This is a genomic window from Paenibacillus silvestris (genome assembly GCF_009882985.1).
Lineage (GTDB): Bacteria > Bacillota > Bacilli > Paenibacillales > NBRC-103111 > Paenibacillus_E > Paenibacillus_E silvestris.
On the sequence record NZ_WTUZ01000022.1, the window covers coordinates 538,780 to 555,371 of the forward strand.

Below are 16,592 nucleotides of genomic sequence, written 5' to 3' on the forward strand. Positions count from 1 at the left end.
TCTTAGGAGGATTGCAATGGCTTTATTTCTGATGATTCTCCGTAAAATGGTTAAAAATCGCTGGCTCGAGCTTAGTTTGTTGATAGGGCTCATTATTTCCGTAGCTCTTGCAAGCTCGATGCCCATTTATACACACGCCATTTTACAGCGCATGCTGATCAAGGACTTGGAAGTTCTGCAAACAGACACCACGCAATATCCGGGGCAAGTGTATAACTACGCGTACTTTGTACGATCCGAGAAGGAGCAGGACACCGATCATCTTCTCGCGGAAACGGATGCTTTTTTGAAAGAAGAAAGTCATGGATTTGGCGTACCGATCCTGCTTGCGACGACCATGCGCAGCACGATGAATTTCAATTTTAAACCGAGTGATCCAAGTAAAGTCGATCCGAGTGTGAAGCGTCTAGGCGAGCTGACAACGATGTCGGAGTTAGAGAAGCATATTCGCCTTGTTGACGGTGTCATGCCCTCTGCAGAGCCTGTGAATGGCGTGTATGAAGCATGGGTATTCCCTGAACTGTTGACGGAGATGAAGATTGTTCTTGGCAACGAATTAATCATTCAAGACGAGGATTTGAAACAAAACATTCGCATTAAACCGGTAGGGGTCATTGATCGCAGCGATTATGCCGATCCATATTGGACGAATAATATGTATGACTTGCGTTCAAGATTTTTCATTCCCTTCGGATTATTTGAGAAAGAAATTACCAATAACAAAGAGTTTACCAGCTTGTATTGCTTTTGGAATTACATACTCGATTATCACCAATTAAAGCTGGAAGGATTAGGGGCTTATACGGCTGCACATGCACAAATGGAAGGCTACTTAAGCAATCGGTTCAACTCTTATAAATCCGAGAATCCCGCGCTTCCTACCCTGAAAGTGTATGGTGACAAAGAGAAAAAATTAAGAATGATGTTATGGTCGCTGAATGTGCCCGTAAGTATTCTGCTAGCTTTCTATTTATTCATGGTTGCTAATTTGATCACGGAGAGGCAAAAAACAGAAATTGCCGTTCTGCGCAGCAGGGGAGCTAGCCGTACTCAGATTTTATTAGGTTATGTGCTGGAGGGGGCTTTATTAGGGGGCATTGCTCTTCTAGTTGGACCTGCTATCGGCATGCAATTAACCAAAATCTTGGGAGCTTCCAATGGGTTTCTGGAATTTGTACAACGCGCTGCAATGGAGGTTAAGCTGAATCAAGAGGCTTATCAATATGCTTTGATTGCCGTGGTGGCTTCGGTTTGCATGACGCTCATCCCTGCCGTTATGGCAACTCGCACGACCATAGTGGGTCATAAGCAAGCATTAGCGAGGAAAAACAAGCTTTCTTTTGTCCATAAAATCTTTCTCGATATTGTCTTATTGGCTGTATCCATTTATTTATTGCAGAGCTTTAACCGGCGGATGACGGATCTGGTTGCTCTGGGGCTGGATTCAATGGACATGAAGGTTGATCCTCTTCTTTTTGTTGTGCCGGCACTATTCATATTTGCAATGGGTTTGTTTCTCCTTCGGATCTATCCGTGGATTATTCAACTGATCTATACGGCAGGGCGCAAATGGTGGCCGCCATATCTGTACTCGACGCTCCTTCAGGTAGGCAGGTCCACGACACAGTACCAATTCATTATGCTGTTTATCGTGATGACGCTGGCAACTGGGTTGTTTAGTGCGAGCGCAGCCCGGACGATGAATAAAAACATTGAAGAGAAGATCCGCTATACGAATGGGACAGATATTGTTCTGCAAACACCTTGGGATAATGATGCACCGCCTCCACAATCAGGCGCATCTGGACCTTCGGGTGATGCGGGTTCTCCTGCGGGCGAGGTTGTTGTGAAGAAACGCGTGCAATATACGGAACCGCCGTTTCTCCCATTCACCCAACTGCCAGGTGTGGAATCTGCTGCTCGTGTTTTTCAAAAGAAAGATGCGTACCTTTCCATTGGCAAAGAAACGAAGCGGACAACGCTGATGGGGATTGATACCGATGAATTCGGTCAAACTGCTTGGCTGCGTGATCAATTGCTGGATCATCACTTCAACGAATATTTGAACTTGCTCGCTGGGGATTCCAAGGCTGTGCTTATATCCAGGTCCATTGCCGAAGAAACGGGAGCCAAAGTTGGCGATACGGTGAATATTGGATGGGGAGATGTAAGAGGTACAGCATCCATCGTTTATGGCATTATTGATTACTGGCCAAGCTGGAATCCTAATCCGGTATTGACGGCCTCATCGAGTAGTACTAGTAGTACGTCTGGCTCAACAAAGCAAACGAAAGTGGATGCACCTAAGCTCGTCGTTGGGCATCTCTCCTACTTCCAAAATAATTTGGCCGTGGAGCCTTATGATGTATGGCTTAAGCTGAAACCCGATATGACTAGTCAGGCATTATATGATGCGCTAGAACTTAAACATATCAAGATTGAAAGCTTGGTTGACACGAAGCAAATGTTGGTCCGTTCCAAGAATGATCCCTTCCAACTGGCTGTGAATGGCGTAATGACACTTGGGTTCTTGATTGCGATAGGCATCAGCTTTATGGGATTTCTTTTGTATTGGGTGCTTTCACTATCCGGTCGGATTTTGCAATTCGGCGTACTTCGTGCGATGGGAATTTCGTATGCTCAGTTGATTGGGATGCTAGTCGCCGAGCAAATGTTAACTTCAGGCGCTGCTGTCCTAATTGGTATGATCACTGGGAATACGGCCAGCCGTTTGTTCGTTCCCTTGTTCCAATTAACATTTGACTCATCGAGTCAAGTGCCGCCTTTTCAGGTGAGTTTCGATCCTAATGATCAGCTGCATTTGTACATCATTGTCTTAGTTATGATAGGAATTGGTCTACTGCTGCTTGGCGGGATGCTCTCCAGAATTAAGATTCATCAAGCCATTAAGCTTGGGGAGGATTAAGGATGATTCACTGTGAGAATTTGGTTAAAATCTATAAGGCCGCTGATCTTGAAGTCGTTGCTTTGCAGGGTCTTGACCTCCACGTGGAGGAAGGGGAGCTGATGGCGATTATTGGGAACAGCGGCAGCGGGAAATCGACGTTGCTGAATATGCTGGGAGGGCTGGATCGGCCCTCAGCGGGTAATCTCCGAGTGGACGGGAAGGATTTGTTGAAATTTAAGGAATCTGATCTAGTTAAGTATAAAAGGGAAACCGTCGGCTTCGTCTGGCAAAATAATGCGAGAAACCTGATTCCTTATTTGACAGCTTTGGAAAATGTGGAGCTTCCCATCCTTCTTCAGGGGCGACGCAAGCGTCACCGCGCTTTGGATCTGTTGGAAGCTGTAGGTCTAAGCCACCGCAGAAACAATAAGCTCAATGAGCTTTCTGGCGGGGAGCAGCAGCGTGTTGCCATTGCCATTGCGCTTGCGAATCAGCCCCGGCTCTTACTGGCAGATGAACCGACAGGGTCCGTCGATACGAAGATGGCGAATCAAATTCTTGATCTCTTTCGGGAGCTCAACCGCAGCTTTGGCTTAACGGTTGTTATTGTTACGCATGATCCGCTTCTGGCCAAGAAGGTAGACCGGGTTGTTGCGATTCGGGACGGCAAAACTTCCTCAGAGATTCTGCGGCGCAAATCTTATCAAGAGGAATTGCTTGAGCTTGAGCAAGGTATCTTGGCTGCTGAAGAAGACTCACATGTTGAGTATGCCGTCGTTGACAAGGCGGGCAGACTGCAGATTCCGGCTAATTTCCTCGATTCGATTGGAGCTGCCGGGACGAATAAGGTACGGGTTGCTATGGAGGACGGACGGATCGTATTGCTGCCGCCTGACAAGTCATAGAGCGGAAATAATTGCAGCACATTGCCTTTGAAACAAGTATAGAAAATAATGCCGATATGATATATTGACTATAGCTAGATATTTCCATTAGAATGAATACATACTAATCCAGTAGGAATTATCGAGTTTAAGTCAACGAATCCATTCATCATCCAAGGAGGCATGTGCAATGTCAGATTCCAAACGCCAGTACTTACCGGAAACACTAGCTATTCATGCAGGTCAAGAGGTCGATCCGACAACGAAATCAAGAGCTGTTCCGATTTATCAAACAACGTCCTATGTTTTTAACGATACGGATCATGCAGCCAATTTATTTGCACTGAAAGAGTTCGGTAATATTTATACGCGAATTATGAATCCAACGACAGATGTTTTTGAAAAACGGATTGCTGCATTGGAAGGTGCGCCAGCAGCTCTTGCCGTAGCATCCGGTCAAGCTGCTATTACGTTTGCGATTTTGAACATTGCTGAAGCTGGAGACGAAATTGTATCGGCTTCTTCCTTGTATGGCGGAACTTATAATTTATTTTCTAATACATTGCCTAAGCTTGGAATTAACGTTAAATTCGTTGACCCGAGCAATCCCGAGAATTTCCGCAGCGCCATTACCGATAAAACAAAAGCGGTTTACGCGGAGTCGATTGGCAATCCCAAAGGAGATATCCTCGATATCGCAGCTGTGGCGGCTATTGCGCATGAGAACGGCATTCCATTGATTGTTGATAATACGTTCCCAAGTCCTTACCTCCTAAGACCTATCGAGCACGGTGCTGACATTGTTGTGCATTCGGCAACGAAGTTTATTGGCGGCCACGGAACGACAATTGGTGGCATCATTGTGGACAGCGGCAAGTTCGATTGGGTAGCAAGCGGCAAATTCCCAGGCCTGACGAAGCCTGATCCGAGCTATAACGGCGTTGTGTACACCGATGCGGTAGGACCAATCGCGTACATTATCAAAGCGAGAGTTCAATTGCTTCGCGATTTGGGAGCTTCACTTTCACCGAACAGCGCGTTCTTGCTCTTGCAAGGTCTGGAGACCCTGCATTTGCGTCTGGAACGTCATAGTACGAATGCGCTGAAGGTGGCTCAGTATTTGGAGTCTCATGAGGCTGTGGAGTGGGTTAGCTACTCCGGACTAGAAAGCCATCCTTCCTATCAGCTTGCTCAGAAATACCTGCCTAAGGGTCAAGGAGCTATCTTGAGCTTCGGGATCAAAGGCGGCGTTGAAGCGGGTAAGAAGCTGATCCATTCCGTAGAGCTCTTTTCACATTTAGCCAATGTTGGAGATTCCAAATCCCTTATTATTCATCCTGCAAGCACAACACACTCCCAATTGAGTGAGCAAGAACAAATTTCTGCAGGCGTGACCTCTGGACTTATTCGTTTATCCGTTGGAACCGAAGCCATTGAAGATATTATCTATGATTTAGAGCAGGCGATAGCTGCAAGCCAGGCTTAAGCAATTTCTGGAAATAGAATAAACTTGTAACAACGATTCGTTATGCATAAAATATGAGAAGGCTGCGATTTAGGCGCAAAACCTAGATGGCAGTCTTTTTACGTTGAAATGCGACTTCATGCAACTTTTACTAGGGATGAGAAGTCTATTTCATATGTAAGTTTTTTAACTTCAAGGAGGCATTTATTTCAACATGAACAAAAAGACAAAATACGCGCTCGCCCTACTCATGGCGTTATCCATACTAGCGGGCTGCAGCAGCAAAGAGGAAGCTACACCAAGCACGAGCCCAGCTGTCAGCACGGCGGCAACGGCTACGCCTAATACGACGACTTCCACACCAACGACAACAGCGACAGCTTCGCCGCAAGCAAGCTCCAAGCCTGTCCAAAGTCCTTCAGCTTCCCCGAAGGCATCCAGTACGCCTTCCAAAAGTGATGGACTTCAAGTCATTGCCAAGCCAGAAAGTGTGACGGTGCTGGTGAACAAACAATTCTCACTTCCTTCGAGCTATGAGCCGACGGATTTGGTCTATCCGGATATTCCGTTTACATTCGCAGAGAAGAACGAAAAACGCAAAATGCGCACCGTCGCGGCGGAAGCAATTGAAAAGCTGGTCGCTGGCGCGAAAAAGGATGGCATCAACCTAGCTGGTGTTTCGGCCTATCGCTCCTATGCCACGCAGAAGGCGCTATTCCAACGTTACGTTCTGAAGGATGGTGAGGAAAAAGCGAAAACGTACAGCGCTGTGCCAGGAACAAGCGAGCATGAAACTGGACTTGCTATCGATGTATCGGGCAGTGACGGGAAATGTGCCGCCGAGGATTGCTTTGGAGGGACCAAAGAAGCGAACTGGCTGGAGAAGCATGCCCAGGAGTACGGATTTATTATCCGCTACCCCAAAGGAAAAGAGAAAATTACGGGGTACCAATACGAGCCATGGCACATTCGTTATGTAGGTGCGGATACGGCTAAGGATATGGTAGCCAAAAAGGTGACGATGGAAGAGTACTACAATGCGGTGCCTGTAAGTAAATAATGTGATGTCGTTATTTTGCACCCTCATCTGTCGCTAATTCGAAATTTATCAAGCTGCCCAGGCATGTTAAAATGAAACCAAGTCACTTATTTGGAGGTTAACATGATTAAAGTAGCAATGTTAAGTTTTTGGCACGTGCATGCAAGAGACTATGCAAAACAGGTTAACGAGCACAAAGATACCGAAATTGTAGCGGTGTGGGATGAAATTCCTGAGCGCGGACAAGCAGAAGCGTCACAGCGTGGTGTTGCCTTTTATTCGGATCTTGCTGAGTTACTGGCAAATAAGGATATTGACGGCGTCGTTGTTGACACACCGACGAATATGCACCGTGATGTTATGATTGCTGCTGCCAAAGCAGGTAAACATATTTTTACGGAGAAAGTTATTGCTCCAACGTTACATGAAGTGAATGAGATTCTAGATGCGGTTAATGAAGCTGGTGTTACTTTGACTGTTTCATTGCCGCGTTTGAATCCAACGTATACATTAGCTGTACAAGAAATTATCGCGAAAGAGCTGCTAGGAACGATTACGCTCGTGCGCACTCGTTTATCCCACAATGGCGGTATTTCTACAGAAGCGAATCCTAAAGGCTGGTTGCCTGAGCATTTCTACAATGCTGAACAATGTGGCGGCGGTGCGTTAATCGATCTTGGTTGTCATCCGATGTATCTGACTCGTCTATTCCTGGGTCTGCCTGAGTCTGTAAGCGCTTCTTATGGGCATGTAACGGGCAGAGAAGTTGAAGACAATGCCGTAGCTACCCTTCAGTATGCGAATGGCGCTCTGGGCATCGTCGAGGCTGGTTTTGTGAACGCTCATTCACCATTTGTGATTGAAGTTCATGGTACTGAAGGCAGCGTGTTGTACTCCGATCATGACGGAAGAATTCTGCTCCGTACGAGAAAACTTGCTGATGCTGGCTGGACTGCTTACGAGAACGGTCCAAAAGAGAAAGTATCTGCCTTTGATCAATGGGTAGACCACATTCAAAACGGAACAAAAGCTACTGAAAATATTCAGTTAGCTGTAGACTTAACGAAATTGATGGAGGCTTCCAACCGCTCCGCTAAGTCCAAACAACAAGTACGTATTGATTCCCTGGCTCAGTAATAGCAACTGAGTTGTGCAGGATGGAAGGAGGTTCAGCATGAGTCAACCCTTTTACTTCGAACCGATGCTTGAAAATCCAATGGCACTAGATCGGCTGGACCTGCGGTTTCGGTGGGGTTCTTATGGAATCCGGGTGCTTCGCTGTCATCTAACCTCCTTTCCGCCTGGCACGGTGATCGATTTCCATCATCATTCCGAATTCGAGTTTCATTACATCCCTAGCGGCAAAGGCCGAGTCATTTTGGATGGGATCACCCATCCTTTGCAAGAAGGGATGCTGTATGTGACAGCGCCAGGCGTCTCGCACCGCCAAGAGGCGGATGAACACGATAAGATGGATGAGTTGTGTTTGCATGTTGACTTTGTAAGGCTGGATGAGGCTCCGCTGGGTGGAGACCCTGAGTCGCAGGCGTGGGGAGAAGCATGGGAGATAGCGGAGGCAGATGCTTGCATCAAGCAGCTAAGCGAGCTTCCACACATCCCTGCCTTTGACCGGCAGGAAGCGATGAAATGCTTTCTGGTCGCCTTTGGAGCTTGGCGGGACAACCAGCTTGGACAATATACGATCATCAAACAATCGATTATCCAGATGCTGCTCAGAACGATCGGCGCTTACAAAGCGGATCATCAAGGTCTTGATTTGCCAGCACGCGATATGAAAAGCTACCGCTACCAGCTTGCCGTCCAGTTCATCGAGGACAACTTCCGGCGTCCTCTGACGCTTGAGGGCGTTGCTGAGCGGCTGCAGATCTCCTCGCGACAGCTTCAGCGCATCTTCAAGGAGCAAGCGAACATATCCTTCAGTGAATATTTGGAGCAGGTCCGCTTGAAACATGTGTGCACAGAGCTGCTGCAAACGACGATGACCTTGGAGAAAATCGCCGAGAAAAGCGGCTTTGCTTCCAGTAATTATTTGCATTATGTGTTCAAAAAAGCCCACGGCGTCACGCCAAACCGGTATCGTGAACGCCTGCATGGATAAGAAAAAGGCTGTTCTCGCCGCTATCGTAGTCAATCAACTACGATACGGTGGTAACAGCCTTTTTTAGTTGCGACGGGCATGCGATAGATGGCACACTGCTGCTGGGATAGATGGAAAAACTACCGCTAATTGGAGTTGCGTTGGTCCAGGGAAGGCAATAGATGGAGAAACTCCATCTAAATCGCCGCCACCGGACCAAAGTCCCTGGATTTGCATTGCATTATTCAAAAAGCTTACGCAAGTTCTCCGCATACGGAGCACGAACGATGCCTTTTTCCGTAATAATCGCCGTTACATACTCGCTCGGTGTGACATCGAAGGCAGGGTTATACACTTTTACGCCTTTCGGTGCCGTACGTTTGCCGAAGCCTTGCGTGATTTCATCCTCATGGCGCTCCTCAATCGGAATGTCCCCGCCTGTAGGTGTGTTCAAATCGATCGTGGAGATCGGGCTCGCCACGTAGAACGGAATCCCGTGCGCTTTGGCGAGAACAGCCACGCTGTACGTGCCGATCTTGTTGGCGACGTCACCGTTAGCGGCAACGCGGTCGGTTCCGACGATGACCGCCTGGATCCAGCCCTTGGACATGACCGCACCGGCCATGTTGTCACAGATCAGCGTCACATCGACGCCGGCCTGCTGCAGTTCAAAGGCTGTAAGCCGCGCGCCTTGCAGCACGGGTCTAGTCTCATCCGCGAACACTTTCAGGTTCACGCCTTTTTCCTTAGCCAAGTAGAACGGCGCTAGCGCCGTGCCGTACTTGGCTGTCGCAAGACCACCGGCGTTGCAGTGCGTCAGCACGCCGAAGCCATCTTCGAACAGCGTCAGCGCGTGCTCGCCGATCTGGCGGTTCGTCTCCTCGTCCTCCGCTTGAATCTTCTGCGCTTCGTCCAGGAGCGCTGCTTTGAACGCGTCTTGGCTAACGCCCGCCGCTGCCAAAGTGCCTGCCTGCGCTCTCATCCGGTCGAGTGCCCAGAACAAGTTCACCGCTGTCGGACGGGATGTCGCCAGGTAGTCGGCTTGCTTCTGGACTTCGGCCAGAAGCCCATCCACTGCGGCATCCACGTTGCGGATACCTAGATATACACCATACGCGGCGGCGATTCCGATAGCCGGTGCGCCGCGAACTTTCAAGTGACGAATCGCTTCCCACACCTCAATTGGTGTTTCCAGCGGCAAATAAACGATCTCTTCTGGCAGCAAACGTTGATCTAATAGATCAAGCTGCTGACCATTCCAACGCAAGGATTGCAATGCACCTTGCTCCTCTAAACTTTCTAAGTGCTTGTTAGTCATAGAACAAATCCTCTTTCTACTGCTGATTCTTTGGTGACGATGGCAATTAGCTCATCGATTGAAGCCACTTGACGGTTAGCGCGAATAAAGCTGGTGCCGATCGCTAACGCCAAACGCTGAGCGCGCTCTCTAGCAGCGCTATCTTCAATTTTATCAATATCTGCGACATGAGCAAGTCCTACGATACGGCGCACCATTTTGGCACCTGTGAAGCCAGCTGTATCCTGAAGCAGGTTTTTAATGAAATAGTCTTGGTAGCCAGGCGCTTGGAAAACACGATCTACACCATGCTCATTCCACAACGCGCGGAAATTGGCTTCAAAATGCGTCCATACGTCTTTCACCGTTTGTAATAAATAAGCGCGGTAGGCCTTGCGGCTTTCAAGATCCTTGCTCCAGCCTTCTTGTCCTGCAAAGTTTAGAATCAAATTCGCAAGCACAGCTCCGATATCGAAGCCCATTGGTCCGTAATAAGCGAATTCCGGATCGATGACTTTTGTGGAATCAGGCTTGATGAAAATACTTCCCGTATGCAAATCACCATGAAGCAGTGCTTGCGCGCTCGTCAAGAATTTCTGGCGAAGAATCGCGACTTCGAAGTGAAGCTCGCTGTCCGACCAGAGCTGCTCTGCCGCATCGCGGATATGATCTTCAATGCTATTCGTTTCCGCATCGCGGTACGGATCATCGAAAATCAAATCCTCCGTAATTTTGCAAAGCTCAGGATTGATGAAGCGGCCTTGTTGGATTTTCTTATCCTGTTGATTTTTGCCTAAATCCGAAGTGAAAAACAACGTATTTGCCATAAAACGGCCGATATGCTCAGCAAACAGCGGGTATTCGTTCCGTTCAATTAACCCTCTGCGCATAATGATGTGATCGCTCAGATCCTCCATGACCGTCAGCGCGAGATCAGCGTCATAAGCATAAACATGCGGTACAAGATCCGGTACTAGACCTTCTTCAATAATAAGCGCTTCACTCTCAATACGTGCCCGATCAAGCGTCAATGGCCAGGATTCCCCGACAACCTTGGCGTAGGGAAGAGCTTGTTTCAAAATAATACTTTTTCCTGAAGCTTTTTCCGTTATGCGAAAAACGAGATTTAAGTTGCCGTCGCCGATTTCGTGGCTGGTCAGTTCCGATCCTGATTGGAACAAATTCGGGATTTGACGAGCGTATTCGATCGCTTGAGCTTCACTTAAAGGATGATATGCAGACATGGCTTGCCTCCTAATGAATCATTGAAATTAATTCCAACTAGTTTACTGTGTATTAATCGTCTTTCCCTAGTATAAGGCAAAAAGGGGCCGCTTGAAATACTCTCTGCGGAATTGTTGCACAAATTACATAAAATCAGCACAAAGAACGCAAAGTAACGTGTACATGCTGCACCGACAACTACAACTAGGAGGCACTTATCATGGTAACAACGACATTAACATCAGCTCAATCCATTCAAACTGTTCTCAATAAGCAAATTGCGAACTGGGGCTTGCTTTTTGTTAAGCTTCATAACTTCCATTGGTATGTAAAAGGAAGCCAATTTTTCACGCTGCATATCAAATTCGAGGAATTGTACAATGAAGCCGCGCTGCACATAGATAATCTTGCTGAACGTCTGCTTTCGATTGGTGGTCAACCAGCGGCAACAATGAAAGCATATATTGAGTTGTCCTCACTAAAAGAGGCGCAAGGAACCGAGACCGCAACCAAAATGGTTGAAGCCGTCATCGAAGATTTTACAATCCTCACCCAAGAATTAAAGGCAGGTATGCAAGCCTGCGAAGAGGTGCAAGATGAAACAACTTCGGACATGCTGCTGGCCATACAGACTTCACTGGAGAAACACCGCTGGATGCTGCAATCTTTCCTAGGATAGATTCAAGCAGCCCACATCTTTACAATTTCTTTAAACTGGAAAAACATAAGCCTAATGATACTTCGTTATACTAGGAGCAAATTCGCTTTCGGAGGATCTTATGATGATGAAAATCCTGAATGTGCTGCTGGTGATGGCCGCGTGCTTTTTCTTATTCTTCATGGCTTTCGAAGCGGAGCCTCCGGGGGAGCATGCAGACCCTAATCCGATGAAACAGAATCAAACACAGTTTGCCCGTATACAACAATCGTATTACGCCGAAGATGTAAATAAGTAGACTTAGGGATGGCCTGAGAGCCATCCCTTTCTTTTCGCCTTTTCTTGCCGTGTTGTTTTGCTGCTCCAAATTCCTTATAATAGATGGATTATTGGGTGAGCAAGGAGTTGGCGTCGGTGGAAAAACCAAAGGCCTTGAAAGAATGGGCTTCGGCTATCAAAGCACTGGAAGACGGCACACAAATTTTTATTATGCGCAAAGGGGGTATTGTTGAAGAAACGAGAGATTTTCAAGTCGAATCGAATGATTTTTTTCTTTATCCAACCTACGAGCACCAGAGAAAAGAATTGCTCAAGGAAAGTTATCAGGGTGTTATTGATGAAACTTTGGCCCTCTGGAGTGCGCAGGATGAACAGGTCACAATCCGTTCGTACGCCCGGATGATCGAGGATATTGAGATTAACGATGGCGAGCAGCTCCATAAGCTGTATCCATTTCACATTTGGACGGAGAATTTCACGGAAGAGAGATTGAGGTGGAAACGTAAAAATCCGCTGCATCTCATGTTGTTAAGAGTGTATCGACTAGCAGAACCTTTACATATTCCAATTGAGCAAGCCTATATCGGCTGTAAATCATGGATTGAGCTTGGGGCTGAAATACCTCCTGACTCCTCGTTAGTTCCGGTTATGAGCGATGAGGAATTTGCAACGCAGGTTGCTGAAATAAAGCGAACTTTGTCGTAAGAAAATGGTTGCATTTTCACAAAATGCCCACCTTTTTCAAGCAATTGCCCTTTCTTGATTTGACATAGTAAGTTATAATAGAATTATTCTAATGAGAATCAATGATAATCATTTTATGATTATCGTTTATCTAGTACATTTAAACATTATGGAGGCTTAAAGAAAATGGAAAATTCACCAACATTTACAATAGACGGTCTTAGAGCGAACGTCGAAGGAAAGGAAATTTTGAAAGGGTTAAGTCTTGAAATCAAAGGCGGAGAAATCCATGCGATCATGGGACCGAACGGTACAGGTAAAAGTACGCTAGCGGCCGCTTTGATGGGACACCCGAAATATGAAGTGACGGAGGGTTCTGTTACTTTAGAGGGTGAAGATGTTTTGGAAATGGCTGTTGATGAGAGAGCACGCGCTGGCCTGTTCCTAGCTATGCAATACCCAAGCGAAATCACGGGCGTAACGAACGCTGACTTCTTGCGCAGTGCAATCAACGTACGTCGCGGCGAAGGCAACGAGATCTCTTTGATCAAGTTTATCCGCCAAATGGAAGCGAAGATGAAACAGCTTGAAATGAACCCTGAGTTCATGCACCGTTATTTGAACGAAGGTTTCTCCGGCGGTGAGAAAAAACGTAACGAAATCCTGCAAATGCTTTTGCTTGAGCCTAAATTCGTTATTCTTGACGAAATTGACTCCGGTCTAGATATCGATGCTTTGCGTATCGTTGCTGAAGGCGTTAACGCTATGCGCAGCGAAGAACGCGGTTTCTTGATCATTACGCATTACCAACGTTTGCTCAACTATGTTAAACCTGATTTTGTACATGTTATGATGCAAGGTCGCATCGTGAAATCCGGTGGTCCAGAGCTAGCTGAGCGTCTGGAATCGGAAGGTTACGATTGGATCAAAGAAGAACTTGGCATCGTGGACGAAACGGTTGGTCAAGACGAGGAAGAATTCAAAATCCCAATGAACACGCCGGGACCGAAGTACTAAAGAGAGGAGAGACTTTGACTTTAGGGTCAAAGGTCCTTATATATTAGGAGGAATACCATGAGTACTCAAACACAACTTTCCATAGATACTAATGCTGTTATCGAGCTCTCCCGCAGCAAGCAGGAGCCGGAATGGATGACTGCCCTTCGTACAGAAGGGTTGGCATTAGCGAATTCTTTGGAATTACCTACGCTTGAAAAGACAAGAATTGATCGTTGGAGCATTTCCTCTTACGGTTCCTATAAAACGCAAACTCCTCTGACTTCCCTTGAGTCTTTACCAGAAGTAGCCCAAGGTCTAACGAACTCAGATAACTTGATTGTTCAACGCAACTCCGGAGTTGTGTACAGCCAAGTTTCCGAAGAGCTTAAGAAGCAAGGGGTTATCTTCACTGATTTGGAAACAGCGATTCGCGATCATGCCGATCTAGTAAAGCCTTACTTCATGAAAGCCATCGAAGCAAATGAAAATCAATTGACAGCTCTGCACGCTGCGCTATGGAACGGCGGTATTTTCATCTACGTACCAAAAGACGTTCGTGTGGAAGTTCCACTTCAAGCGTTGTTTGTTACCGATGATGCAGAAGCTACATTTGCTCCGCACGTTCTTATCGTCGCAGAACAATTCAGCTCTGTTTCCTACGTTGATAACTTCGTATCTTCCTTGTCTGGAGCTGAGCTCGTACAGAACGGCATCGTTGAAGTATTCGCGAAACCGGGTTCACGCGTGAGCTACGCATCCGTTCATAACTTTGAAGAGTCCGTTACGGACTTAACTTACCGCCGCGCTATTCTTGATAATGATGCAAGCATCGCGTGGGTAGTTGGGGAAATGAACTACGGGAATACATTGTCGGACACGACTTCTATTCTCAAAGGCAAAGGATCTGATTCCGATGCGAAAATCATTTGTGTTGGTACGCATGAGCAGAAGCTTAACTTAACGACACGTGCTGTTCACTGGGGCAAAGCCTCCACAAGTGACATGATTACGCGTGCTGTTATGCGAGATAGCGCAACGGCAATCATCAACGGCATCACGAAGATCGAAAAAGGAGCACAAGGCTGTAACGGTCAACAAACGGAGAAAGTGTTGATGCTTAGCCCCAAAGCTCGTGGAGACGCGAACCCAATCCTTCTCATCGATGAGGATGATGTTAAAGCAGGTCATGCTGCGAGTGTTGGTCAAGTGAATGCTGAGCAAGTGCATTACTTGATGTCCCGTGGTATTACGAAAGAAGAAGCTCAGCGCTTGATCATTTACGGATTCTTGGCGCCAGTCGTTTCCGAGATTCCGATTAAGAGCGTTGAAGAACAGCTGCAAAGCTTAGTGGAGAGGAAGCTGGGACAATGAATACAGCCGAGATACGTGAACTTTTTCCCATTCTAAAACAAGAAGTGAACGGTCATCCACTGGTGTATTTGGACAGCGCTGCTACATCCCAGAAGCCCATTCAGGTGATTGAGGCACTTAAGCATTACTATGAATGGGACAATGCGAACGTACATCGCGGTGTTCATACCCTTGGTTCCCGTGCAACAGATGCGTACGAAGGAGCACGAGCGAAAGTTGCTAAGTTCATTGGCGCATCCAGCGAGCAAGAAATTATTTTCACCAGAGGCACGACAACAGCCATCAATATTGTGGCAAGCAGCTATGCCAAAGCGGTGCTTAAAGAAGGCGACGAAATCGTCCTCACGCCAATGGAGCATCACAGCAATTTGATTCCTTGGCAGCAAGCCGCTAAGGCAACTGGTGCCACTTTAAAATATATCCCATTACAGCCCGACGGATCGATTTCCCTGGCAGATGTAGAAAACACGATTACTGATCGTACGAAGATCGTTTCGGTCGTTTATGTTTCTAACGTTCTGGGTGTTATCAACCCTGTCAAAGAAATCGCCCAAATTGCCCACAAGCATGGTGCAAAAATATTGGTTGACGGCGCACAAAGCACACCTCATATGAAAGTAGATGTGCAAGATTTGGATTGCGACTTTTATGGGCTTTCCGGACATAAAATGTGTGGACCGACCGGTATTGGGGCATTGTATGGCAAGAAGGCTTTGCTGGAGAACATGGAGCCAGTTGAGTTTGGCGGCGAGATGATTGACCATGTTGATTTGTATGAATCGACATGGAAGGAACTGCCTTGGAAGTTCGAAGGTGGAACACCAATCATCGGAGGCGCTGTCGCACTTGGCGCGGCGATCGATTTCCTGCAAGAAGTCGGAATGGACAATATTTTCAAACATGATATTCAGCTCACGAACTATGCGATGGAACGTATGACACAGATCGAAGATCTGACTGTTTATGGACCAACCAGCAACCGTGCGGGACTTGTTACTTTCAATTTGGGTGATGTCCACCCACATGATGTAGCAACTGTTCTGGATGCAGAGGGAGTAGCTATTCGTGCAGGCCATCACTGCGCACAGCCTCTGATGAGATGGCTTGAAGTAAGCAGCACGGCTCGTGCAAGCTTTTATCTATACAATACAGAAGAAGATATTGACCGTCTTGTGATGGCCTTACAAAAAACAAAGGAGTACTTCGGCCATGCAATTGGATGATTTATACCGTAGAGTTATTATGGATCACTATAAAACACCTCGTAACCGGGGGAAATTTGAGTCTGGTGAAGCGGTAACCATCGATCTGAACAATCCAACTTGCGGTGATAAGATTTCGCTGCAAATGTTGGTGGAAGACGGTATCGTGAAACAGGCGAAATTCACAGGCGAAGGCTGTTCGATCTCTCTATCTTCCGCATCCATGATGACGGATGCTGTCAAAGGCAAGACGCTAGAAGAGGCGCTGAAGATGGCTGAGGATTTTTCTGGCCTGATGAAAGGCGAATCTGTTGAATTTGAATATGAAGATATAGAGGCTTTATCTGGGGTGAATAAGTTCCCTGCGCGGATCAAATGCGCAACCCTGGCATGGAACGCTCTTCGCAAAGGTATTGAACATACCCAAAAGACCGATAACTAACGCTTTTAGCGATCGCATAGAACCTTGTTATTGATCTGTAAC

General features: G+C 46.9%; 15 protein-coding genes. 13 read left to right on the forward strand and 2 right to left on the reverse strand.

Annotated elements, in window-relative coordinates:
- Positions 1-16 precede the first annotated feature (16 nt).
- From GQF01_RS22810 to GQF01_RS22835, 6 genes are all read left to right on the forward strand, one after another.
- Positions 17-2,926 carry an ABC transporter permease gene (locus GQF01_RS22810; RefSeq protein ID WP_161408965.1) on the forward strand — a complete coding sequence of 970 codons (2,910 nt, stop codon included), beginning with the start codon at positions 17-19 and terminating at the stop codon, positions 2,924-2,926.
- Positions 2,927-2,928: 2 nt separating this feature from the next.
- Positions 2,929-3,813, forward strand: coding sequence for an ABC transporter ATP-binding protein (locus GQF01_RS22815; RefSeq protein ID WP_161408966.1), 885 nt, complete (start codon positions 2,929-2,931; stop codon positions 3,811-3,813).
- Positions 3,814-3,982: 169 nt separating this feature from the next.
- Complete coding sequence (locus GQF01_RS22820; RefSeq protein WP_161408967.1) at positions 3,983-5,278, forward strand: homocysteine synthase; 1,296 nt, start codon at positions 3,983-3,985, stop codon at positions 5,276-5,278.
- 193 nt (positions 5,279-5,471) lie between these two features.
- Positions 5,472-6,317 (forward strand): M15 family metallopeptidase, encoded by an 846-nt coding sequence (locus GQF01_RS22825; RefSeq protein WP_161408968.1) that lies wholly within the window; start codon positions 5,472-5,474, stop codon positions 6,315-6,317.
- Between the two features lie 102 nt (positions 6,318-6,419).
- Positions 6,420-7,433: a Gfo/Idh/MocA family protein gene (locus GQF01_RS22830; protein WP_161408969.1), complete on the forward strand. Its 1,014-nt coding sequence runs from the start codon at positions 6,420-6,422 to the stop codon at positions 7,431-7,433.
- 37 nt (positions 7,434-7,470) lie between these two features.
- Positions 7,471-8,415, forward strand: a complete 945-nt coding sequence (locus GQF01_RS22835) for an AraC family transcriptional regulator (protein ID WP_161408970.1) — start codon at positions 7,471-7,473, stop codon at positions 8,413-8,415.
- Between the two features lie 220 nt (positions 8,416-8,635).
- On the opposite strand, the gene mtnA is transcribed toward GQF01_RS22835, so the two are convergent.
- Positions 8,636-9,712, reverse strand: a complete 1,077-nt coding sequence (gene mtnA, locus GQF01_RS22840; RefSeq protein WP_161408971.1) for an S-methyl-5-thioribose-1-phosphate isomerase — start codon at positions 9,710-9,712, stop codon at positions 8,636-8,638.
- Positions 9,709-10,935, reverse strand: a complete 1,227-nt coding sequence (gene mtnK / locus GQF01_RS22845; RefSeq protein WP_161408972.1) for an S-methyl-5-thioribose kinase — start codon at positions 10,933-10,935, stop codon at positions 9,709-9,711. The genes mtnA and mtnK overlap by 4 nt, the downstream gene beginning before the upstream one ends.
- 200 nt (positions 10,936-11,135) lie before the next feature.
- Between mtnK and GQF01_RS22850 the strand changes: the two genes are divergently transcribed.
- The 7 genes from GQF01_RS22850 (at position 11,136) to sufU (ending at position 16,550) form a co-directional block, all read left to right on the forward strand.
- The gene (locus GQF01_RS22850; protein WP_161408973.1) at positions 11,136-11,594 is read left to right on the forward strand and encodes a Dps family protein; all 459 of its coding nucleotides are present in this window, start codon (positions 11,136-11,138) and stop codon (positions 11,592-11,594) included.
- A gap of 103 nt (positions 11,595-11,697) precedes the next feature.
- The gene (locus tag GQF01_RS22855; protein ID WP_161408974.1) at positions 11,698-11,871 is read left to right on the forward strand and encodes a hypothetical protein; all 174 of its coding nucleotides are present in this window, start codon (positions 11,698-11,700) and stop codon (positions 11,869-11,871) included.
- A 116-nt stretch (positions 11,872-11,987) separates the two neighbouring features.
- Complete coding sequence (locus GQF01_RS22860) at positions 11,988-12,557, forward strand: DUF1802 family protein (protein WP_407945418.1); 570 nt, start codon at positions 11,988-11,990, stop codon at positions 12,555-12,557.
- A gap of 165 nt (positions 12,558-12,722) precedes the next feature.
- The gene (gene sufC, locus GQF01_RS22865) at positions 12,723-13,553 is read left to right on the forward strand and encodes a Fe-S cluster assembly ATPase SufC (protein ID WP_161408976.1); all 831 of its coding nucleotides are present in this window, start codon (positions 12,723-12,725) and stop codon (positions 13,551-13,553) included.
- Between the two features lie 57 nt (positions 13,554-13,610).
- Entirely contained in the window at positions 13,611-14,906 is a 1,296-nt protein-coding gene (gene sufD / locus GQF01_RS22870) for a Fe-S cluster assembly protein SufD (RefSeq protein ID WP_161408977.1), read from the forward strand.
- Positions 14,903-16,129, forward strand: coding sequence for a cysteine desulfurase (locus tag GQF01_RS22875; RefSeq protein ID WP_161408978.1), 1,227 nt, complete (start codon positions 14,903-14,905; stop codon positions 16,127-16,129). Before sufD ends, GQF01_RS22875 begins: the two co-directional genes overlap by 4 nt.
- On the forward strand, positions 16,116-16,550 hold the full coding sequence (gene sufU / locus GQF01_RS22880; protein WP_161408979.1) for a Fe-S cluster assembly sulfur transfer protein SufU: 435 nt from the start codon (positions 16,116-16,118) through the stop codon (positions 16,548-16,550). The genes GQF01_RS22875 and sufU overlap by 14 nt, the downstream gene beginning before the upstream one ends.
- The last annotated feature ends 42 nt before the right edge of the window (positions 16,551-16,592 follow it).